At 55.7% G+C, this 20,500-nt stretch carries 17 protein-coding genes and 2 pseudogenes; 4 read left to right on the top strand and 15 right to left on the bottom strand.

Translation table 11 applies throughout. The features are described from left to right. The 5 genes from ABK821_RS18205 to ABK821_RS18185 form a co-directional block, all read right to left on the bottom strand. Nucleotides 1-1,380, bottom strand: coding sequence for a Fe-S-containing protein (locus tag ABK821_RS18205; protein WP_395034013.1), 1,380 nt, complete (start codon nucleotides 1,378-1,380; stop codon nucleotides 1-3). Between the two features lie 225 nt (nucleotides 1,381-1,605). Next, complete coding sequence (locus ABK821_RS18200; RefSeq protein WP_138358811.1) at nucleotides 1,606-2,133, bottom strand: iron transporter; 528 nt, start codon at nucleotides 2,131-2,133, stop codon at nucleotides 1,606-1,608. A gap of 27 nt (nucleotides 2,134-2,160) precedes the next feature. Beyond that, nucleotides 2,161-4,104, bottom strand: coding sequence for an FTR1 family protein (locus ABK821_RS18195; protein ID WP_142501395.1), 1,944 nt, complete (start codon nucleotides 4,102-4,104; stop codon nucleotides 2,161-2,163). 242 nt (nucleotides 4,105-4,346) lie between these two features. Beyond that, nucleotides 4,347-5,108 (bottom strand): NADH:ubiquinone reductase (Na(+)-transporting) subunit C, encoded by a 762-nt coding sequence (gene nqrC, locus ABK821_RS18190; RefSeq protein ID WP_138358807.1) that lies wholly within the window; start codon nucleotides 5,106-5,108, stop codon nucleotides 4,347-4,349. 7 nt (nucleotides 5,109-5,115) lie between these two features. Further along, nucleotides 5,116-5,247 (bottom strand): hypothetical protein, encoded by a 132-nt coding sequence (locus tag ABK821_RS18185; RefSeq protein ID WP_260607786.1) that lies wholly within the window; start codon nucleotides 5,245-5,247, stop codon nucleotides 5,116-5,118. 174 nt (nucleotides 5,248-5,421) lie between these two features. Here ABK821_RS18185 and ABK821_RS18180 point away from each other — a divergent pair, with 174 nt between their 5' ends. Beyond that, on the top strand, nucleotides 5,422-6,387 hold the full coding sequence (locus ABK821_RS18180; protein WP_138358805.1) for a helix-turn-helix domain-containing protein: 966 nt from the start codon (nucleotides 5,422-5,424) through the stop codon (nucleotides 6,385-6,387). 22 nt (nucleotides 6,388-6,409) lie between these two features. On the opposite strand, the gene ABK821_RS18175 is transcribed toward ABK821_RS18180, so the two are convergent. Beyond that, complete coding sequence (locus ABK821_RS18175; RefSeq protein WP_138358803.1) at nucleotides 6,410-6,535, bottom strand: small membrane protein; 126 nt, start codon at nucleotides 6,533-6,535, stop codon at nucleotides 6,410-6,412. A gap of 235 nt (nucleotides 6,536-6,770) precedes the next feature. Between ABK821_RS18175 and ABK821_RS18170 the strand changes: the two genes are divergently transcribed. Together ABK821_RS18170 and fdhF are read left to right on the top strand one after the other, a co-directional pair. Continuing rightward, nucleotides 6,771-7,850, top strand: coding sequence for a malate/lactate/ureidoglycolate dehydrogenase (locus ABK821_RS18170; RefSeq protein WP_142501398.1), 1,080 nt, complete (start codon nucleotides 6,771-6,773; stop codon nucleotides 7,848-7,850). Between the two features lie 234 nt (nucleotides 7,851-8,084). Then, nucleotides 8,085-10,235, top strand: coding sequence for a formate dehydrogenase subunit alpha (gene fdhF / locus ABK821_RS18165; protein WP_138358799.1), 2,151 nt, complete (start codon nucleotides 8,085-8,087; stop codon nucleotides 10,233-10,235). Between the two features lie 133 nt (nucleotides 10,236-10,368). On the opposite strand, the gene ABK821_RS18160 is transcribed toward fdhF, so the two are convergent. Beyond that, nucleotides 10,369-11,520: a M20 aminoacylase family protein gene (locus ABK821_RS18160; protein ID WP_395034012.1), complete on the bottom strand. Its 1,152-nt coding sequence runs from the start codon at nucleotides 11,518-11,520 to the stop codon at nucleotides 10,369-10,371. A 280-nt stretch (nucleotides 11,521-11,800) separates the two neighbouring features. On the opposite strand from ABK821_RS18160, the gene ABK821_RS18155 reads away from it, so the two are divergent. After that, nucleotides 11,801-13,006 carry an MFS transporter gene (locus ABK821_RS18155; RefSeq protein ID WP_138358795.1) on the top strand — a complete coding sequence of 402 codons (1,206 nt, stop codon included), beginning with the start codon at nucleotides 11,801-11,803 and terminating at the stop codon, nucleotides 13,004-13,006. A 53-nt stretch (nucleotides 13,007-13,059) separates the two neighbouring features. Here ABK821_RS18155 and ABK821_RS18150 read toward each other — a convergent pair whose 3' ends face one another. The 8 genes and pseudogenes from ABK821_RS18150 to ABK821_RS18115 form a co-directional block, all read right to left on the bottom strand. Beyond that, nucleotides 13,060-13,782 (bottom strand): amino acid ABC transporter ATP-binding protein, encoded by a 723-nt coding sequence (locus ABK821_RS18150; protein WP_138359015.1) that lies wholly within the window; start codon nucleotides 13,780-13,782, stop codon nucleotides 13,060-13,062. Then, a complete protein-coding gene (locus ABK821_RS18145) occupies nucleotides 13,769-14,533 on the bottom strand; it encodes an amino acid ABC transporter permease (RefSeq protein WP_138358793.1) in 765 nt (254 codons plus the stop codon). Before ABK821_RS18145 ends, ABK821_RS18150 begins: the two co-directional genes overlap by 14 nt. Nucleotides 14,534-14,597: 64 nt before the next feature. Beyond that, nucleotides 14,598-15,365: a basic amino acid ABC transporter substrate-binding protein gene (locus ABK821_RS18140; RefSeq protein ID WP_138358791.1), complete on the bottom strand. Its 768-nt coding sequence runs from the start codon at nucleotides 15,363-15,365 to the stop codon at nucleotides 14,598-14,600. Between the two features lie 95 nt (nucleotides 15,366-15,460). Further along, nucleotides 15,461-16,391: pseudogene (locus ABK821_RS18135) on the bottom strand (MurR/RpiR family transcriptional regulator). Continuing rightward, a pseudogene (locus ABK821_RS18130) lies at nucleotides 16,357-17,333 on the bottom strand (iron-siderophore ABC transporter substrate-binding protein); the annotation flags it as partial. The pseudogenes ABK821_RS18130 and ABK821_RS18135, both read right to left, overlap by 35 nt. Continuing rightward, nucleotides 17,324-18,376, bottom strand: a complete 1,053-nt coding sequence (locus ABK821_RS18125; RefSeq protein WP_343178295.1) for an iron ABC transporter permease — start codon at nucleotides 18,374-18,376, stop codon at nucleotides 17,324-17,326. The gene ABK821_RS18125 and the pseudogene ABK821_RS18130, both read right to left, overlap by 10 nt. Beyond that, nucleotides 18,373-19,401 carry an iron ABC transporter permease gene (locus ABK821_RS18120; RefSeq protein ID WP_142501402.1) on the bottom strand — a complete coding sequence of 343 codons (1,029 nt, stop codon included), beginning with the start codon at nucleotides 19,399-19,401 and terminating at the stop codon, nucleotides 18,373-18,375. Before ABK821_RS18120 ends, ABK821_RS18125 begins: the two co-directional genes overlap by 4 nt. Continuing rightward, nucleotides 19,398-20,216 (bottom strand): ABC transporter ATP-binding protein, encoded by an 819-nt coding sequence (locus tag ABK821_RS18115; protein ID WP_138358781.1) that lies wholly within the window; start codon nucleotides 20,214-20,216, stop codon nucleotides 19,398-19,400. The genes ABK821_RS18120 and ABK821_RS18115 overlap by 4 nt, the downstream gene beginning before the upstream one ends. Nucleotides 20,217-20,500: the final 284 nt, after the last annotated feature.

The following is a 20,500-nucleotide window of genomic DNA, read 5'->3' as shown; positions in this document are numbered from 1 at the left end:
CTATTCCTCCTTCACCGCACCGGGAATAAACTGCTCCGGCGCATTACGGAAACGCTCATAATTCGCTTCAGAAGAGAAGAACCAGGTTTTACCGCCATAGCTGTATTTAAAGTCAGCGCGGGTGTTCGTCAGGACAGAGCCGTCCACCGGATCGGTCACTTTGATCGTCAGAACGGTGGAGAAATAGTTTCCCCCCACGGCCAGCGCCGCACCGGGTATCGTCAGCGTTTTATCATCATTGTGCCAGCCGTCAATCGGCACCGGGTTGCAGCCGCCGGGTTTGCCAATCGAGGGAATAAAAATATGCACACCGCAGGCGACGCAAATCACCTGATTACCTTCCATCACATATCCCTGATCGCCACACAACAGGCAAGCGTCGAAAACCACGCCAAAGCGCAGCTTATCGGGGTAACGGTTGATAATGAAAAAGCGAATCGCTTTACCATCATCCGCCACCCAGACAAAACGATGCAGTTTGCCATCGCGAACCTGTTCAACCGGAATGTGCACCTGGCCGTCGGCCGCCAGCGTCACGGGCTGGGCTTCGGATAAACGCGGCGGCTGTGACGCGACCAGATCCCACCAGAGCTGACCACCGACAATCGCCAGCGCGCAGCAAAGCGTTGTGAGCCACAGTCGGGTCGCCCCGCGGCGTTCAGCCTGAGCCAGGCGTCGGGCAATCGGTTCGTCCGTCGCGCTCACCGCCCAAAAATAACCGCATAACGCAGGGAGCCAGCACAGACACATCAGTAGCAGTATCGCGGCGGTGACCCAGTTGTACAGCGCCGCATTATTGGTCACTTTCGCAACAAAACTCAGCAACGGTTTCAGCAGCGGGATGACCTGCAGCTTCATCATCAGCAGCAGCAGGTTACCGCTGAGGGGTAACCAGAGCAGGACAATCATCAGCAGGGTCAGCGGCCAGTAGCACCAGCGCATTCTGCGCAGAAGCATGGCGCAAAGCGTGGCCGCGAGGCACAACAGCGCGAAGGCCAGCACCAGCGCGGTCATATTCAATAGCAGATCGGTATTCAGAACATGTGTGGAGGTCAGCCCGCCAAGGTTCGGGTCCAGCCCCCAATGACGCGCCGCGCCGAAGGTCAGGAGCCATTGCCACAAATAACGCACCCTTCGCGAAGACCACCAGAAGCTCAGTAAAAAGAGCAATGAAACGAGAATTTCCGCGCCAACCAGAATCAGTTCCAGAGACTGGCTCGGGTGAAGAAACAGCCCGGTGAGCAAGCCGCCCGCCAGTGCGGAGAGCAGCGTCCAGACCAGCGTTCGCAGTGCGGGAGGCTCGCCGCGTCCCCATAGAACAGCGGAAAGCAGCGCAATGCAGAAAAAGACCTGTAGCGTCGTGACGAAAAAATAGCTCATGACTTCAACTCAGTACGGCGGGTGAATAACACACCGCGGGATGACCCCCCGGCCACCCCGCGTAACAACACAAGCATCTGGCGGCGATGGATCTGTCACACCAGGCGTCTCTGCTGCGGGTTGTTTAGATGTGAACCGACGGAGGAGCCGCCTGCACATTATGCGTGTGGCCCGGGCGCGCCTCCGCCCAAAAGGGCAAAGAGAATAGCCTGACGAAACCGACAATCAGTTCAGGCCAACATATTTAAACTCATAGCTCACATCAAACGGCTTCCACCAGCGGCCCACGCCGGTTTCACTATCGGTATGGCGGTGCATCCCGGCTTTTGACGGCGGATCAATATGGTAGGTAACTTTATAGTTACCGACGCCCATCATCTTGATATTCGCGCCGTAGTGCGGGCCGTCGCTCGCTACCATTGGCATAAAGGTACCTTCTTGTTTCTCACCGGTATCGCTGTTGACCAGAGTGTAGGAAATTGTCAGATAGGGAATCCATTCACCCGCGCCAAAACCATTTTTACCGCCTTCCACCGCGTGAATATCGGCTTCCAGATGGATATCCGATTTCGCCGCCGGCAGTCCCATACCGCGTGGTTCCATATCGATCGGCTGCAGGTAAACCGCAGCGATCTCCATCTCATTCATGGTGACCGGCTCACCGGCCGGATATTCTTTAAAAGCCAGCGCCGCTGGGGCGGTAAAAATACTGGCTACGGTCGCGCTGATAATCAGGGTATTCTTAATGGTCATCTGACTCATCCTCTCGTCTTACAATGATTAGAAATTTGTTTTTATAGTCTCACCCGGCGCCTGTCGGCGGCGCATGATCCAGAATGCAACCAGCGCCGCGAGCAGCAACACCACTTGCGGTAAAAGCGTTTCCACGTAGGGGTAAATCCCCAGCCAGCTGATTTCCGGCATGCCATTAATCAGCGTTGGCTGGAACAGTTTGCCTTCCACCAGTTCCAGTACCCCTTTTCCGGCGAAAACGAACGCCATCAGATACATGAAACTGCCGGTAAACATAAAGAAAGGCTTAAGCGGTAAACGAACCACCGAATAACGCATGATGAGCCAGGCGATCAGCAACACCACGCAGCCAATAATAAACCCGCCGCCAATGGCGAGATGTCCCGAAAGCCCCTGGGCATCGCCAATCAGGGCGTAATAGAACAGCACCGTCTCCGCGCCTTCGCGGTAAACCGCCAGGAAGCTGGTCAGCCACAGCCCTACCAACGAACCACGCGACAGCGAATGGGAGAGTTTTCCCTCAAGCCAGGCCTTCCAGTGGCGGGCCTCCACTTTCGACAGCAGCCAGTAACTCATAAAGAACAACATCACCACGGCAATCAGCATGGTGATCCCTTCCAATAGCTCGCGGCTGGCGCCGGAGTTGGTAAACATCAACTGGAAGATAAATGCCGTCGCCACGCTTGCCACCAGCGCCACGATGACCGACTGACGAATCAGCGGCAGTTTGTCGTGGTGATCGTTTTTAACCAGATAAGCCACAATGGCCGCCACAATCAGCAGCGCTTCCAGCCCCTCTCGCACAATGATCATCAGGCTGTAGATCAACAGACTCCACTGGGTCTCTTCACCTTCGCCCAGCATAGTCACTGCTTTTTGCAGATCCTGCTCAAGAGCAGCGGCTTCCGCCGCCAGCTTCTCCTGCGGCTGACCGGCCTTCATCAGACTGACCATGCGAGTAAAATGGGCCTCAAGGGCGGTTTTAAAGGCCGCATCCCGGGAGCCGATTTTGTTCTCCATCCCGGTAGCTTCGAAGCGGTCAAAATAGGTGTCCTGGATATCCAGGATCGCGTCCTGTCCTTCCCCGCTTTGATAGCGCTTAAGCGCGGCATTGATGCTTTGATTGATCCCCGCCGCGACGTTGGCCCAATCCGCACGATCGGTCGTTGCGTCAGTTGATACGGCGTTATCCGCCGCGGAAGGCGCGTTCACCGGCTGATCGTCGCGGGTCGTCGGTAATCCCGGAAGAATATCTTCCAGATCCTGTAATAACGTTGTGACCTGATAGGCGACATCATTCATGCGATCCGGCTGGGCAGTGAGCGTAATCAATGCGGAAAACTGCTGGTTAATGGCGGCGGCCTCTTTCGCCGAACGATTTTGCCGCACCGACGTCTCCATTTCGGAATTTTTAAATCCCTGATAGTGCGCCTGCTGCACACGTTGGCTCGCCTGCGCATAATTTCCCGCCTGATACGCCGTTACCGCCTGGGCCAGCAAATCGTCAATGGTGCGAAAGCTGTTTTGCCAGTGCAGCGCAATATCATCGCGCGACAGTGCGGTATGCTGCTCTTCCGCCACCAGCCGATGCCCGCCATCCAGTATGGGTTCCACCTCACGCAGCGCCTGCTTCAACCCGTCAATGCGCGCCTGCACTTCGCTCAGCGGTTTACCCTCACCGATCATGCGGCGGATTTCGCCGAAGGTGCTTTCCATCTCATAGCTTTTGCGCGCCGAGATATTGATACGGATTGGCCCTTCGAGGTTTTCAAACACTTCAAAGTACGCGCCCTGCACCTCGCGGCGCGCCTCAGTATTTTTTTGTTGCTGATAGAGTTCTGCTGTTTTATCAAGGCGTTGCTCAATATCCTCGATATAAGGCGCATAGTGAGTCTGCGCCATTGCGCGCGCGCTGCCAAAAAGCAAAAGACTAAACAGCATGAGCAGCAGGAAAGAACGAGGGGCGGTCATGACACATTCCATCAGTTTTAATGATAACGATTATCGTTGTCATTTTTACTCGTGATGTACATGACCTGGATCATGAAAGTGTCAAACTGTGACAGTTTGTGTAAAATGTTGCAAAGAAACAGATATTAATAACCCTCAGTTATTAGCCAAATCTCTACGGACAATTACCCCATGACGGCCGATAAAAAAACCGATGTCGGAATGACATCGGTTTTTCGAGGATATTTGACAAATTTCTTTGTTTAACGGGTTAATATATCTGGATGTTGTTGTAACTGCTGCAGGAATTTACCATACCCCTGCTCGCCCACCCAGTAATTAATACTCTTCTCGACACCGGTTGAGGTTAACGTCGCCCCGCTAATTCCATCAACCGTATAATCATCATGTTTGCCGGGGTTATTCTGAACAACCTTCAGCGTCGGTTTGCCGTTATTATCGCGTATTTTCTTCCCTGACCACTGGCTGCGCCATTGCGGATCTTCCACGCGGGCCCCCAACAGCGGGGTTTCATTTTGCTGATAATACAGCAGGTCTTTTACCGTGCGACCATCCGTGGCAAGGGCGATTAGCGCATACATCATCGACTTCGCGCCTTTGCCGTAAATGGGGAGGATAACCTGCTGAATTTCATTGTTATTATCACGAACAAGATAAACCTCGCCCAGCGAACAGCGCTGACGAATTTGTGCCGGATCGCGCGCTGCGGCCAGTTCGACGCAGCGTTTCTGCTCACGGCTGTCCGCTCCCGGCGCTAAGAGCTCACCACTGTCAAGATTAACCTGGCGCACCACAATACGTTTTTGATAAAGCGATTTCAGCGCCTGCGGATCGCGTTGTCCGTTACGGGTTAAACCGGCGACCTGAAGAACAGCAGCGTCTGTTGCTGCATTATCCGGCACGGCGAAATTGTCTTTGGATAATAAAAACCAGGCAACAACAATCGCAAAAATTAAAACACAAACAATCATCAAAATTAAAACAATAAGTTTACCTTTACGCATGCGCTTATCAACTCTGTCGGTTGGCATAGGTAATATAGAGTGCCGCTATTTCTACCTCACTGTCCAGTCCCTTGGGCAAGCAGTATTTCCCGGCAAGATATTGACCACTGAGTAAGGCCATTCCAGTACGTCTTTTCACGAAAGTAATCCAGGTTTTATACTTATAAAATAGTATTCAGCAACAGCACTTCGCTGAAACCATCAACAACATGTAAAAAAATTGTTTCACCTCTGGATCTTACTAAGATTAATCTTATAATGAGAGGATAAAAACACGCACCTGTAACCGTCACCCCTGGGAAAAGAGACTACGATGTCCAGACCTACGGCGCTGTACGTTCCACATGTTTTATCCACGGAGGATATCGCTCCGGATGCGCGCTATCAGCTACTCTCACAAGATATTCGCTGCTACGGGCTTCATGTCGTTAACAACCGACGGCCGGAAGACATTGTCGCTAATCATAAAACAATCTCCGGCGTTAATGGCGATTATTGTAGTGCAATGGGCTCCAGAAACGAGACAATATTCGACCCACATCAGACTACGGCATCCTCGATTTATATTTCACTGATCGTTCATGGTAATCAGATCATTCACAGTCATAACAATTCAGCCACCACGCAGCTAAATCAGGGAACCTTAATTGTTCATCAACGCAACGATTATTACCATTATCAGTGCAATGACGTTAAGCAACTCTATGTTATTCCACGCAGTGATATGACCAATGACGTCTTTAATGGCAAATTACGCAGTCCGATCGTATCACTCGAAAACCACCACCTGGCCAACTTTCTGAAATCACATATGCTATTATTGGACCGGCAATCCGCCATGCTTTCGAGTAAAGAGACAGCCACCATCGTTGACGGATTACATAACATAGCGTTAATTATGCTTGCCGATGTAGCAAAAGAAAAAGGCTTATTCACGCCCGGTAAACTGAGTCACCTTTTTAATGGCGCAAAATCGTTTATTATTCAGAATTATCATCAACATAACTTGTCGCCGAACGTTCTGACGCAACACCTTCGCTGTTCACGCGCCAGCCTCGACAGAGCTTTTAATGAACAGAAAACATCCGTCATGACGCTGATTAAAGAAATACGTCTGGAGGCGGCACGCGAGATGTTGGAGAATAATCGACATCTCCGCATCGAACAGATTTCATGGATTTGCGGTTTTGTCAGCCATCCATTATTTAGCAAGCAATTTCGCGAAAAATATCTTGTCTCACCAAAAACATGGCGCGACAACTATAATAAGGCCAGCTAATACTCCGTGTAATAAGGTTATCTTATCGCTGGCGAAAAGGACGAAAACGTTTAGCCCTGCGTTCTTTAATATAGCTCAACAAGCTATAGACTGAAATGCCCAACAGGGAAATCGCGATGGTCAACAACAGGATTGCACTCGTATTCATTATTGTATTCTCTTATATATCCCTGTAACACTGCATGGGTGATTGATTATGAGGCTTTAATCATAAGGATTCTTCGCACTACGACCAGACTTACGGGCCTCAACGCTGTTCTCTCTCCCTCACCCCGCCTCTTTTCTGCGGCGTTCAAACCTTGATCTTCTCCGGCATGGCGCGCAGCATGGAAACGCATACACAATAAAATAATCATCCCGCACTCAATAACAGGAGGACATCAGTGCAAACAGGATATCGCTTTCAGGCCACCGAACTGCGGCAGTTTGTTGAAACCCTTTTCACGCATATGGGGAGCGCGCCAACCGAAGCATCGCTGATCGCCGACCATCTGATCGCCGCCAACCTTGCCGGACACGATTCTCACGGCGTAGGGATGATCCCGAGTTACGTTCGCTCCCACGCCCAGGGCTATTTACAGTTCAACCGCCATGTCAGCGTGATGAAAGACGCTGGCGCCGTCGTGACTCTCGATGGCAACCGGGGATTCGGGCAGGTGGTGGCGCACGAAGCCATGCAGATCGGCATTGAGAAAGCAAAACAGCACGGTATGGCCGCCGTCGCGCTGCGCAATGCCCACCATATTGGCCGCATCGGTTACTGGGCGGAACAGTGCGCGGCGGCCGGGATGATCTCCATTCACTTCGTTAACGTCATCGGCAACATTATGGTCGCCCCATTTCGGGGGAAAGACAGCCGTTTTGGCACCAACCCGTTGTGCGTGGTTTTTCCGCGTGAGGGACATCCGCCGCTGCTGCTCGATTACGCCACAAGCGCCATCGCCTTTGGTAAAACCCGCGTCGCCTGGCATAAAGGCGTCCCGGTACCGGCTGGTTCGTTAATCGATGCCCAGGGCGTCCCCACCACCGACCCGGCAGTAATGCAGACCTCACCGCTGGGCGCGTTGCTGACCTTTGCCGAACATAAAGGTTACGCGCTGGCGACATTATGTGAAGTTATCGGCGGCGCGGTTTCCGGTGGGAAAACCTCCCATAAGGAGACGCTGCAGACCAGCGTTGACGCGATTTTCAACTGTATGACCACCGTCATTCTCAGCCCGGCAGCGTTCGATGCCCCGGATATGCAACGCGAGACCGAAGCGTTTATTGACTGGTGTAAACAGTCGCCGCATGATGCAGACGCGCCGATTCTGGCGCCCGGCGAGTGGGAGGAAGCTAACCGCCAGCAACGCCTTGCACAGGGTATTCCACTGGATGCCGGGAGCTGGCAGGCGATTTGCGCCGCCGCCCGACAGGTGGGTTTACCGGACGAAACGCTCTCAGCGCTACAGACGCTGGCCTGAACCGCCATCATGACGCCCCTGCGGGCGTCATGGCATCGTCATTAGTGTCGACATCATTGCCACTCCGGTCTGCAAGCATCAATATTTTATTTAAAATCAATCAATTAAATTTGGCACACTCTGTGCATTACGCTCTCGTCATCTGCCCGTGCGTTGGTGAATGACGCCCTGACAATGGCTGGCCGGATCGGCCTGTCCGTTGTTGTTTATTCTCTGTTAACAGGTCTGTTACTGATGAAAAAAATCACGAGCGTTTGTCCTTATTGCGGAGCCGGTTGCAAGCTTAAGCTGGTTGTCGATAACAATAAAATTATCCGTGCCGAAGCCGCTGATGGCTTAACCAACCAAAATCAGCTGTGCCTCAAAGGTTACTACGGCTGGGATTTTCTCAACGATACCCAGTTGCTGACGCCACGCCTGAAGCAACCGATGATTCGCTATCAGAAAGGCGGTAAATTCACCCCGGTCAGTTGGGATGAAGCTATCCGCTATACGGCGAAAAAATTGCGCGAAATAAAAGAGAAATATGGCCCGCGCGCCATTATGACGACCGGTTCTTCCCGTGGCACCGGCAATGAAACCAACTATGTGATGCAAAAATTCGCCCGTGCGGTACTCAATACCAATAACGTCGACTGCTGCGCCCGCGTTTGTCACGGCCCCTCGGTCGCCGGGCTGCAACTGGCGCTCGGCAACGGCGCGATGAGCAACTCGATTAGCGAGATCGAAAACTCAAAATGTTTGCTGGTATTTGGCTATAACTGCGCCGACTCCCACCCTATCGTCGCCCGGCGGGTGATTAAAGCGCGCGAAAACGGCGCGAAAATCATCGTCTGCGATCCGCGCCGTATCGAAACCGCCCGCATCGCCGATCGTCATCTTCAGCTCAATAACGGCAGCAATATGGCGCTGGTTAACGCCTTCGCCCACGTCCTGCTGGAAGAGGATCTCTACAATCACGATTATGTTGCGCGTTTTACCGAAGGGCTGGATGCCTATCGTGACATGGTCAAAGACTATTCTCCCGAAGCTGTCGAAGGCATCGTGGGCGTGTCGGCAAGTGTCATCCGCGAGGCCATGCGCATGTATGCCGCCGCGCCTTCCGCCACCATTATGTGGGGAATGGGAGTGACCCAGTTTGGTCAGGCGGTGGATGTGGTCAGAGGACTGGCGAGCCTCGCGCTATTAACCGGCAATCTTGGACGCCCCAACGTCGGCGTCGGCCCGGTGCGCGGACAAAATAACGTGCAGGGGGCCTGCGATATGGGGGTTCTGCCGAATATGTTCCCCGGTTATCAATACGTGACCGATGCCAGCGTTCGCGCTAAATTCGCCAAAGCCTGGGGAATTGATCCGGCGATCATGGACGATAAGGTCGGGACCCGCATCACCGAAGTGCCGCATAAAGCGCTGACCGGCGATATCAAAGCTTACTACATCATGGGCGAAGACCCGCTGCAGACTGAAGCCGATCTGGGGCTGGTACGTAAAGGTATCGAGGCGCTCGATTTTGTGGTGGTGCAGGATATCTTTATGACCAAAACCGCAGAAATCGCCGATGTGCTGCTGCCCGCCACCTCGTGGGGCGAGCACGGCGGCGTCTTTACCTGCGCCGATCGCGGTTTCCAGCGCTTCGAACAGGCGATTAAAGCAAGCGGCAACGTTAAACGCGACTGGGAAATCATCAGCCTGTTGGCGCAGGAAATGGGCTACCCGATGCATTACGCCAATAATCAGCAGATCTGGGACGAAATGCGCGAACTTTGCCCGCTATTTTACGGCGCCACTTATGAAAAAATGGGCGAGATGAACCATGTGCAGTGGCCGTGCCCGACGCTCGATCATCCCGGCACACCCTGGCTGTATAAAGATAACCGCTTTGATACGCCAACCGGCAAGGGCCAGCTGTTTGCCGCGCCGTGGCGTGCCCCCGCCGAAACGCCGGATGAAGCGTATCCGCTGGTTCTCTGTACCGTGCGTGAAGTCGGCCACTATTCATGCCGTTCAATGACCGGTAACTGCGCCGCCCTGCAAGCGCTTGCCGATGAACCCGGCCGGCTACAAATCAACAGCGCCGACGCGCAGCGTCTGGGGATTGCCGACCAACAGCTGGTGTGGGTCAGTTCCCGACGCGGCAAGGTGATGACCCGCGCCGATATCAGCGATCGAATTAACACAGGTGCCGTATATATGACCTATCAGTGGTGGGTGGGCGCCTGTAACGAGCTGACTCAGGATAACCTCGACCCGATCTCGAAGACGCCGGAAACCAAATACTGTGCGGTGAAGGTGGAAGCCATTGCCGATCAGCGCTGGGCCGAGCAGTACGCCAGCACAAGCTACAGCAAAATGAAAGCCCGGCTGAAAGCCGCAGTTAACGTGTAATACGACAGAGGGAGAAGGAAGCTTCTCCCTCTGTATCCTGCGTCTTCGCAAGGCGACGGCTGGTGTCTTGCCCGTCCGGCAAGCCTGCCGCATTCGCGACCTTGTATCCCGGACAGGCGCGCAGTACCGCATCTTACGCCAGTAGCGTCTCCACCAGCGCCGTCCACAGCGCCACGCCATGTGGGATCAGATCGTCATTAAAATCATACCCGGCATTGTGCAGCGGCTTCGACGGCGTTTCACCGTCAGTGCCAATCCAGAAATAGGCTCCCGGACAGGCCTCCAGCATGCAGGCAAAATCTTCCGACGCCATTGATGGATTACCGTTCCAGCTTACCGCTGATTCGCCCAGCAGAGTGGTTGCCGCTTCGCGCACCTTCTGCGCTTCCACAGCGTGGTTGGTGGTCACCGGATAACCGGGATACCATAAAATTTGCCCTTCAACGTCTGAGACCTGAGGCTGAGCGGCAACATAGCTTTCGATCAGCCCCCTGACCCGCTCGCGCACCTGGTTGTTCAGGCAGCGAAAGGTTCCGCGGAGCACCACTTTGTCCGGCAGCACGTTAATCGCCTCGCCACCGGCAATCTGCGTAATGCTCACTACCGTCGCCTCCTGGGGCGACAGGCGGCGCGAAGGGATCGTTTGCAGCGCCATAATCAACTGCGCGGCGGCCACGACGGGGTCCGCGCCGCGCTCGGGCATCGCCGCATGACAGCTTTTACCTGTCAGGGTAATTTCGAATGCATCAAGCGATGCCATCATCGCACCACTGTTAATCACCACCTGCCCCAGCGGAATGCCCGGCCAGTTATGCAGGGCGTAAATGGCGTCCATCGGGAAGCGCTCGAAAAGCCCCTCTTCAACCATTTTACGCGCGCCGCCAAGATTCTCTTCGGCGGGCTGAAACACAAAGTGGACGGTGCCGCGAAAACGTCGGGTCTGCGCCAGATGCGCCGCTGCCGCCAGCAGCATCGCGCTATGACCATCGTGACCACAGGCGTGCATCACCCCAGGATTGCGCGATTTATAGCTCACGTCTCCCAACTCGGTTATCGGCAGAGCGTCCATATCTGCCCGCAGGCCAATCACCGGTCCGGGGCCGTTTTCCAGCGTCGCAACCACGCCCGTACCCGCCAGCCCGCTATGCACCTGAAGACCAAATGAGACGAGCAGTTCGGCCACCCGGCGTGAGGTTTCCTGTTCCTGATACCCCAGCTCAGGACAAGCATGAAAATCACGTCGCCAGCGAATAGCCTCGGCGATCAATGAAGGGGATACTGCCATGTCTTACTCCTCTTCCGCACAGCGTCAGCGCTGAACGCGTCTTTTCATCAATAAGTTAGGGCTACAGGTACCCCGCCAGCCTGTTGGTTATATCCTTTCGCCAGCGCCCTGACAACTTCCGCTCAATTCAACGACAATCCGTTTTCATATGGTATTTCGCCAGTTCACCCTTTTTACAGTCAGATCCCCGGTGACATACGGCTCATGATTAATTATTATGCAGCCATATGGTAATTTTACCGAATAATTCACTCTTCACTTCTCCGTTATCGGAAATAAAATGTTTAACCCAGAGCAGAATCGTCTGGCCCCCACGCTGGCGATGATCATGGCGGCGTCATTAGTGGGATTTATCACTGGCTATACGGTGCCCTTAATCAGTCTTGCGCTGGCGCAGCAGCAGATTGATGCCTTCTACGTCGGCCTGTTGGCCGCGCTGCCGCCAGCGGGAATGATGCTCTCCTCCTTCCTCTCGCCGGCCTTATGCCGGCGTTTTGAGATGGGAACGCTGCTTTCCGTCAGCCTGGTGGCGCTGGCGCTGGCGACAATCGCCTCCTGCCTCGCTTTATCTCTCGCTCATCTCCTGCTGCCGCGACTGGTTACCGGCCTGGCTTCGGGGGTCATTATCGTACTTGGCGAAAGCTGGATCACCGGCGGCGCGGCGGGCAAAAACCGGGCGATGCTTACCGGCATTTATGCCTCCGCGTTTACCGGCTGCCAGCTGGCGGGGCCGCTGTTGATTTCCGCCGGAGAGGCATATCGGCTCTGGACGCTGTTGTTGGTCGGCATCGTGACCTTCGCCTGCCTGCTGATGCTCCGCCATTTACCTTCCGGCAGCCGAGAGCGGCTCGCCGAACGCCCCGGCTGGCGCAGCCTTGGCGCCTTTTTACCCGTGCTGGCCTCCGGCGTATTCTGCTTTGCCTTTTTCGACGCCAGCATTCTGGCGCTGCTGCCGCTCTACGGTATGGATAAAGGATTAAATGATGTGATGGCGGTACTGCTGGTGACGGTGGTATTAACCGGCGATGCCGTGTTTCAGGCGCCACTGGGCTGGATTGCCGACCGCTTTGGCATTCGCCGCGTGCATCTCAGTTGCGCGGTGGTCTTCTGCCTCGCTCTGCTGGCCTTGCCTTTCCTGCTGTCGTCGCATATCCCGTTGATTAGCGGCTGTTTGATTCTCGGCGCCGCGGCGGGGGCGCTCTATACCCTTTCGCTGGTTCGTGCCGGGAAAACCTTCTCCGGGCAGAAGCTAATTATGATCAACGCGCTATTAGGCTTCTTCTGGTCGGCGGGCAGCGTAGCGGGTCCGGTAGTCAGCGGACTCCTGATCAGCGTCGTCGGTTATGATGGGCTGGTGATGGCGCTGCTGGCCAGCGGCGTGCTGTTCCTGTTGATCCAGTGCCTTGGCACAAACGAAAAAACGCTGTTAGCGGACGCGAATGAACGTGAAGAAAAAATTAATGATATTAGCGAGGCGGCGCAATAGATTTTAACTATCGGGCCGCCCCCGGCGGCGCACCTACGCCGGGACGGAGACCGTTACAGCACTTTACTCAGAAAAGCGGCGGTGCGCGGGTTAGTTGGCGCGCTAAAGATCTGCGCCGGTTTACCCTCTTCCTGAATAATGCCCTGGTCGATAAAAATAACCCGGTCGGCCACTTCGCGGGCAAACCCCATTTCGTGAGTCACGATCACCATCGTCATCCCTTCGCTGGCGAGATTTTTCATCACTTCCAGTACATCGCCCACCAGCTCAGGATCCAGCGCCGAGGTGGGCTCATCAAACAGCATAATCGAAGGCTGCATCGCCAGCGCCCGCGCAATCGCCACCCGCTGCTGCTGACCGCCGGAAAGACTGGAAGGCCAGGCGTCGCGCTTATCGCTCAGCCCCACCTTAGCCAGTAGTTCCTCAGCCAGATGTACCGCTTCCGTTCGCACCATGCCGCGCAGGCTTATCGGGGCCATAATCAGGTTTTCCAGCACCGTTTTATGCGGGAAAAGGTTGAAGCGCTGAAAAACCATGCCGACGCTTTCACGCATCTTATTGAGATCGGTAGCGCGATCGTGAACGGCAAAACCATTAACCTCAACCTCACCTTCACTGACGGTTTCCAGCGCGTTCATACAGCGCAGAAAGGTGCTTTTCCCCGAACCTGACGGACCGATAATGCAGACCACTTCCTGTGGTTTGATATCGCAGTTGATGCCGCGCAGAACATGGCTGTCGCCGAAGCGCTTATGCAGATTTTTAATATGAATCACTTTTGCCAAACCTCTTTTCCAGACGGTTAACCAGCTGCGCCAGCAGGAAAGTAATCACCCAGTAAACCAGAGAGATCGTCAGATACGGTTCCCAATAGGTGGCGTAAGCGCCGGAAACGGTACGCGCGGCGTAGGCCAGATCGGCGAGACCAATTGCCGAGGCCAGCGAAGAATCTTTCACAATGGCGATAGCATTGTTGCCCAGCGGCGGCAGAATGCGGCGAAACGCCTGGGGCAGAATCACCTGACGCATGGTCTTCCACCACGGCATCCCCAGGGCGCGAGAGGCTTCCATTTGTCCTTTATCGATCGACTGAATACCGGCGCGGAAAATTTCCGACACATAAGCGCCGGCATTCAGCGTAATCGCCACGACACAGGAAAGAAACGCGCCATAGTCAGAACGCAGTTCACGGGCCAAATCGGCGCTCATTATCCCGCTGGTAACCAGCAGCCCATCGCGCGGGTTGATAAACAGCGGCACCAGCGCGAAGTGGACCACCATAATTTGCACAAACAGCGGCGTGCCGCGAAATGCGCTAACGTAGAAACGTACCGGAAACTGCACCAGGTAACGCAGAACGTATTTCCACACGCCGTGTTCGGCTTTCGCCATACGCCCCAGCCCGAGAGTCAGCCCCCACAGGGTGCCGAGGATCACGCAGATAATGGTACATTTAATGGTCATCAAGGCGCCGTCGATAAACAACGGACCGTACTCCTCAATGATCTCCCAACGGAATCCCGTCATAATTCTTCCCTAAAAAATACGGCTATCGCCAGAGTCGATAGCCGTGATGAAAACAAACTGCGGATTATTGCGCTGGCAGCGTCGGAACGTTGTCGTCGAACCAGGTTTTATAGATTTTGGCATAGGTGCCGTCAGCGATGATTTTCTGTAATCCGGCGTTGATTTTCGCCCGCAGTTCGCTGTTGCCTTTCGCCACCGCGATACCGAAATACTGACGCTCAAATTTCGCGTCCGGCACCAGTTTGAACTGCTTTTCTGGATGCTGCTTGATGTAATATTTCACTACGCCAACATCGCCTACCGCCGCGCTTACGCCATCCTCAAACAGCTCCTGCAACATCAGCGGAGTGTTATCAAAGCGCTTGATAGCGGTGCTGTTTTTTCCCAGCACCTCAGAAACCACGATATCACCGGTGCTGGAGTTCACCACGCCAACTTTCTCGTTTTTCAACGCCGCCAGCGAGGTGACTTTCGAATCCGCCGGAACAACGATGGACTGCTCTGCCGGGAAATAAGGGGCCGAGAAATCAACCATCTGCTTACGCTTATCGGTAATGGTGATCCCGGAAATGATAATATCGCGATCGCCGGTGCTCAGGGTGGCGAAAATTCCTTCCCACGGCGTATTAACCAGTTTGATATCAAAATCTTCCGCTTTGGCGATCGCTTTAATGATATCAATGTCAAAACCTTCCAGCTGTTTCTGGCTATTTTCAAACTCAAACGGGCGATAGGTGCCGCCCGCGCCAACCACATACGTTTGCTGAGCCGCCTGAACGCTGCCCATCAGCGCCGCCATCAGACAACCTGCTTTCAGCCAGTGCTTAATCATAGAAACTCCTTTTTATGCATTTATGTTGCATAAAAATACACAGGCTTAGTATGGCATGCAACCAAAAACCTTTCTGATAGTGGATTATCTGTCGTTTAGCTCCGTTTACCGCCGGATTTACCAATCGCGCGATGCAATTCATTGATCCGCTTCATCGATTTCACCGTCTTTTGCGGCGCGGTAGAAGCGACCGATAGCACAATCATCTCCAGGCACACCAGAACCGTGCCGTGTAACGGCACTCGTCCGTTATCGCCGCCGCGCGGCACGTCGATGACCACCTGCGCCTCCTGACTAAAGCGAGAATCGACCGCCTGCGTTAACAAGATTGTCGGGATCCCGAGCCGCCGGGCTTCACGTAGCGTTGTCATCCCCTCACGGTGCGGGGATTTTTGCCCCATCATAATCAGCACATCGCCACGCTGCAGGCTAATCAACTGCTCGGCAAGACTGAACCCGGTGCGGTTCATCACATACGCAGGCAAACCAATGCGGCTCAACAGCCGCGCGGTATATTCCGCCAGGATACCCGATGCGCCGATACCGAAAATTCCCACCTGACGGGCGTCGGTCAGCAGCGCCACCGCCTGCGCCATCGCCGTACGGTTATCAGGCCGGGAGAGCACCTCGCAAGCCCGCTGATGCCCTTCAAGCACGAAATTAATACTTGAATTGATATCGCTGGACAGTTCGCTCACCGTCGAGAGCATTTTTTCCGCCGAGGTCGGCGACGGACCGAACCAGCGCTCCATGGTCTGTTTCAGTTCGCGCAGTCCGGCGAAACCCAGCGCCTGGATCGCGCGCACGACCGTGGCATCCGAGGTATGGGTCGCGGTGGCGATCTCCATCGCCGTGCGCTCCAGCACCACTTCGCGGTTATCATTGATATAGCTGGCTACCGCCAGCAGGCGTGGCGAAAGCTGATGCGCACGGGCGCGAAAACGCTCGCCGAACAGGTCGACCCGCCCTCTCTCTCTTCTCTCCGCGGTTTTCATTTCTCCCCCTCGGGCATTGGCCGACCGGCAATATGCGACTGCACCTCGGCAACCATCAGCGTCAGTGCGGCAAACGAGTTAGAAATCACATCCTCACGCGGCAGCAAAATATAGCGCCCGCTCCGGCAGGCGCGCATAAAGTCACACCAGCCGCCAGGCATAACGCCTTCCATCGCCTGCAGTTCATCCTGCGGTTTACCGCCGGTATCGGAACGCCAGGTGGCGAACACGAAATCGGCATCCAGCTCCGGCAACTGCTCGGCGCTAACGTCAATCCGCTGACCATCGGGTATCTTGTCGATCAGCGGCGGGAAACGGAACCCGGCATCGCGCAGTACGCGCCCCAGCGCATGATAGGAATGGTGTACGGTCACCTTGCCGTTGTTAGCCTGAATCACCGAGACGACGATCTTCTGCGTATCGACCGTCGCCTTCAGTTGCTTAATCTGCGCCTGATAGCGGCGCTCAAGGATCGCCAGCCTGGCCTGGGTGCCGGTCAGCTGCGCCAGCTTGCGATAAATACGCGGCGCACTGCCCTGCAAATGATCGATACTTACCGTTGGCGCAATCTTCTCCAGTTGTTCTATCGGGACATGACGACTGGGTTCAGTGATAATCAAATCTGGTTTCGCAGCGGCTACTGCTTCAAGGTCGATGTCCGCCGTGCCGATAAACTGAATCGCGCTGTTATCGAAATCAACCCCAGTCAACTGCGCGCTGGCGCGTAAAAAGTGGCTGCCGTCCGGGCGGGTGCGCCCGTGGCTGGCCACCGGCGGAACCCCAAGCTCAATAAGCGGAATGGTAATATCCAGATCGTGCATCGATACAATACGCTGCGGATGCAGCGGAACCGTCACCGTGCGACCTGAATCGTCGGTGAAAGTTTGCGTATCGGCGGCCGCGGCGACGCCCGCCAACAGCAGCAGCAGAGAAACGAACCAACGCATAGCAATCCTTTTTGATTTACAGGGCGTCACGGCGACGCCAGAGCAGCACAATAAAAAATGGGCAACCAACCAGAGCAATCACGATTCCCGCCGGGATCTGTAGCGGCGCGAAAGCCAGTCGGCCGATGGTATCGGTGACCAGTACCAGCAGCGCGCCAACTAACGCGCTGCCGCTGAGCAGCGCCACCTGGCCGCCACGCAGCAAAAAGCGCGCCATATGCGGTGCCATCAGACCAACAAAACCGAGACTGCCGACGCAGGAGACGCTCGCCGAAGTCAGCAGCACCGGCGCAAAAAAGCGCAGCAGCGTCAGTTGCTGTAAACGAACGCCAAGACCGATTGCGGTACGGTCGCCCAGCAGCGCCACATCGGCGGCCCTCGCGGTAAGAAACAGAATCAGCGCCCCCGGCAACGCCCAGCAGAAGGCCACGGCCAACAGCGGCCAGGTCGCCGCGTGCAGACTCCCCGCCAGCCAGATCATCGCCGTCTGCACGTCGCGCACGTCGGCGGTGGTCATAAAAATGCCAACCGCTGAAGCCAGCGTCCACGACACGCCGATCCCGATAAGAATAAAACGCGGACGCGAGCAATCTCGCGCCAATAGCAACACCAGCAGCGCCACCAGCACGCCGCCGAGCATCCCCGCCAGCGGCCGCCAGACTAATCCCACCGCCGGAAAGAACAGCACCAGCGCCAGCACCACAATGCTGGCTCCCTCTTTCACGCCGATCAGGCCGGGGTCCGCCAGACCGTTGCGGGTAATACTCTGCATCGCCGCACCCGCCAGACCAAGCATCGCCCCGCTCAGCAGCGCCATAAACAGCCTTGGCAGGCGGATATCAAACAGAATAAAGCGCTGCTGTTCGGCCACGTTTTCTGGCGACAGCAGCGCGCGAAGTAAGGTTCCTGATGGCATCGGAAAGCTGCCACGGGTCAGGCCGAACAGCGCCAGTAACAGGATGGCGAACAGCAATCCAGCGGCGGTTTTTAACGCCGCCGGGCGAAGTAAAATATGCCGGTAGCCGATAGCAAGGGGACGAAATCCGGCGCGACGGACGGCGCGTTTCATTTAAAAAACCTCGCGGCGATAAAAATAAACACCGGCGCGCCCACCAGCGCGGTCATCGCGCCGGTCGCCAGCTCCTGGGGCGCCACCAGCGTGCGGGCGGCGATATCCGCCAGCAACAGCAGCAGCGCGCCAACCGGGGCGGCCAGCGGTAGCGCCAGGCGAATATCTTCGCTAACCAGCCGACGCACCACATGCGGCACCACCAGCCCGACAAAGCCAATCGGTCCGGCCACCGCCACCGCCGAGCCGCAGAGTAAAGCAATCGCCGCCAGTCCCAGCAGTCGGGTCTGCATAATCCTGACCCCCAGCCCCAGAGCGACTTTATCGCCCAGCGCCAGCACGTTCAGACGCGGCGCTATCACCAGGGCGATGATCAGCCCGCTCAGGGCCGGGATCAGCGCTGAACGCAGCGTGCGCCAGTTCAGACCGGCCAGGTCGCCCGCCAGCCAGGTACGTATCGCCAGCAGCGTTTGCTCATCGAGGATCAGAATCGCCGCCGTCACCGCCGAGGCAAACGCCGACAGCGCCACCCCGCAGAGGGTAATACGTAATGGCGTCACCCCGCCGCGCCCGGAGGAAGAGAGCAGCATCACGCCACCAAACAGCAGCGCCGCGCCGCAGACGGCGGTCAGGGGGCGTGCCAGTGCGACGCCGCCGAAGCTTATCCCCAGCGCAGAGGTCGCCACCACCGCCAGCGAGGCCCCGGCGTTAAGGCCGAGAATATGCGGCTCACCCAGCGGATTGCGGATCACGGTCTGCAGCAGCAGCCCCGCCACGCCAAGCGCCGCGCCGGTGAGCAGCGCCGCCGCCAGCCGGACCAGGCGTAAATCAACAATAATGCGGTGATCGAAATTGCGCGGGTCGTAGTGCAACAGCGCCTGAAGCACCGTGTGCGGCGCAATCCAGCGCGCACCAAGACCAAGATGCACCAGCGAACCGCCGAGCAGCAGTAAGCTCAGCAGTACCAGCGTCAGCCGCGGCCGGGATTGTCGGCGCGGCAGGAGCCGCACGGAGGCGCTCGTCATGCCCCCTCCCCGCGTGCGCGAAAGGGCATAAAAAAGGGTTTACCGGTCAGCGGGTTGAGGGACATCTGCACGTCAACGTCAAAGACGGTTTTAATCAGCTCCGGCGTACAGAGCTCACCTTCACCGATCACGCCAGCGATATGCCCTTTTTTGAGAAATACCAGCATGTCGGCGTAGTTCACCGCAAAGTTCAGATCGTGGAGCACGGTCACCACGGTGCGGCCATGATCGCGGGTTAAGGTTTGCAGCAGTTCGAGAATGTCCACCTGATAGCGCAGATCGAGCCAGGTGGTAGGCTCATCAAGCAGAATAGTCGCCGTTTGCTGCGCCAGGGCCATTGCAATCCAGCAGCGCTGACGCTGGCCGCCGGAAAGACTATCCACCGCCAGATGGGCGAATTCGGCGGTGCCGGTGAGCCGGAGCGCCTCTTCGACTGCCTGTTCATCGGCATCGGACCACTGACGCATCAGCCCCTGCCAGGGATAACGCCCGCGCGAGACCAGTTCAAAGACCGTCAGCCCTTCGGGCGTCAGCGGCGATTGCGGTAAAATACCTAAACGACGGGAAACTTCCCGGGTCGGCATCTGATGAATTTCCTCACCGTCCAGGCGCACACAGCCGCCCAGCGGCCTGAGCATCCTGGCGATGGTCGACAGCAGCGTTGATTTACCCGAGCCGTTGGCGCCGGCCAGTACCGTCATTTTCCCGTGGGGGATCGTCAATTGAATATTATCGACAATTCGCGTCTGGCCATATCCGGCCGACAGGGAATCCAGGACAATCCCCTGCTCTGCAGGCAACACCCGCTGTGGCATAACTTACTCCCGCGCCGCAACGGCGTGGCGACAGGCCCGCGCGTTCCGCACTCAAACAAAAATAACTCTCATTCTCTTTTGATCATGCGGCGGATGAATGTAGTAGTCAATACCCCATTAGCATCCCGGCTACAGCGAAACATCATTCAAAAACACATAACATCACTATGATTTAATTATCATTAAAAACAATAAAATAAATAACATTCACCTTTAATATTTTCCGGTAACTCATTGATTATTTCTTTTGCTGATTTTTTATCTTACATAACATTTACTACTAC

The sequence above is a fragment of the Klebsiella sp. KE9456 genome (assembly GCF_043832615.1).
GTDB classification, from domain to species: Bacteria; Pseudomonadota; Gammaproteobacteria; order Enterobacterales; family Enterobacteriaceae; genus Klebsiella; species Klebsiella indica.
The sequence above is the reverse complement of the archived record's forward strand: the minus strand, read 5'-3'. Positions and strand labels throughout refer to the sequence as shown.

Bases quoted from the DNA above. Each gene is read 5' to 3' on its own strand.
- ABK821_RS18205 (WP_395034013.1), bottom strand. From the start codon at position 1,380: ATGAGCTATTTTTTCGTCACGACGCTACAGGTCTTTTTCTGCATTGCG.
- ABK821_RS18200 (WP_138358811.1), bottom strand. From the start codon at position 2,133: ATGACCATTAAGAATACCCTGATTATCAGCGCGACCGTAGCCAGTATT.
- ABK821_RS18195 (WP_142501395.1), bottom strand. From the start codon at position 4,104: ATGACCGCCCCTCGTTCTTTCCTGCTGCTCATGCTGTTTAGTCTTTTG.
- nqrC (WP_138358807.1), bottom strand. From the start codon at position 5,108: ATGCGTAAAGGTAAACTTATTGTTTTAATTTTGATGATTGTTTGTGTT.
- ABK821_RS18180 (WP_138358805.1), top strand. From the start codon at position 5,422: ATGTCCAGACCTACGGCGCTGTACGTTCCACATGTTTTATCCACGGAG.
- ABK821_RS18175 (WP_138358803.1), bottom strand. From the start codon at position 6,535: ATGAATACGAGTGCAATCCTGTTGTTGACCATCGCGATTTCCCTGTTG.
- fdhF (WP_138358799.1), top strand. From the start codon at position 8,085: ATGAAAAAAATCACGAGCGTTTGTCCTTATTGCGGAGCCGGTTGCAAG.
- ABK821_RS18160 (WP_395034012.1), bottom strand. From the start codon at position 11,520: ATGGCAGTATCCCCTTCATTGATCGCCGAGGCTATTCGCTGGCGACGT.
- ABK821_RS18155 (WP_138358795.1), top strand. From the start codon at position 11,801: ATGTTTAACCCAGAGCAGAATCGTCTGGCCCCCACGCTGGCGATGATC.
- ABK821_RS18145 (WP_138358793.1), bottom strand. From the start codon at position 14,533: ATGACGGGATTCCGTTGGGAGATCATTGAGGAGTACGGTCCGTTGTTT.
- ABK821_RS18140 (WP_138358791.1), bottom strand. From the start codon at position 15,365: ATGATTAAGCACTGGCTGAAAGCAGGTTGTCTGATGGCGGCGCTGATG.
- ABK821_RS18125 (WP_343178295.1), bottom strand. From the start codon at position 18,376: ATGAAACGCGCCGTCCGTCGCGCCGGATTTCGTCCCCTTGCTATCGGC.
- ABK821_RS18120 (WP_142501402.1), bottom strand. From the start codon at position 19,401: ATGACGAGCGCCTCCGTGCGGCTCCTGCCGCGCCGACAATCCCGGCCG.
- ABK821_RS18115 (WP_138358781.1), bottom strand. From the start codon at position 20,216: ATGCCACAGCGGGTGTTGCCTGCAGAGCAGGGGATTGTCCTGGATTCC.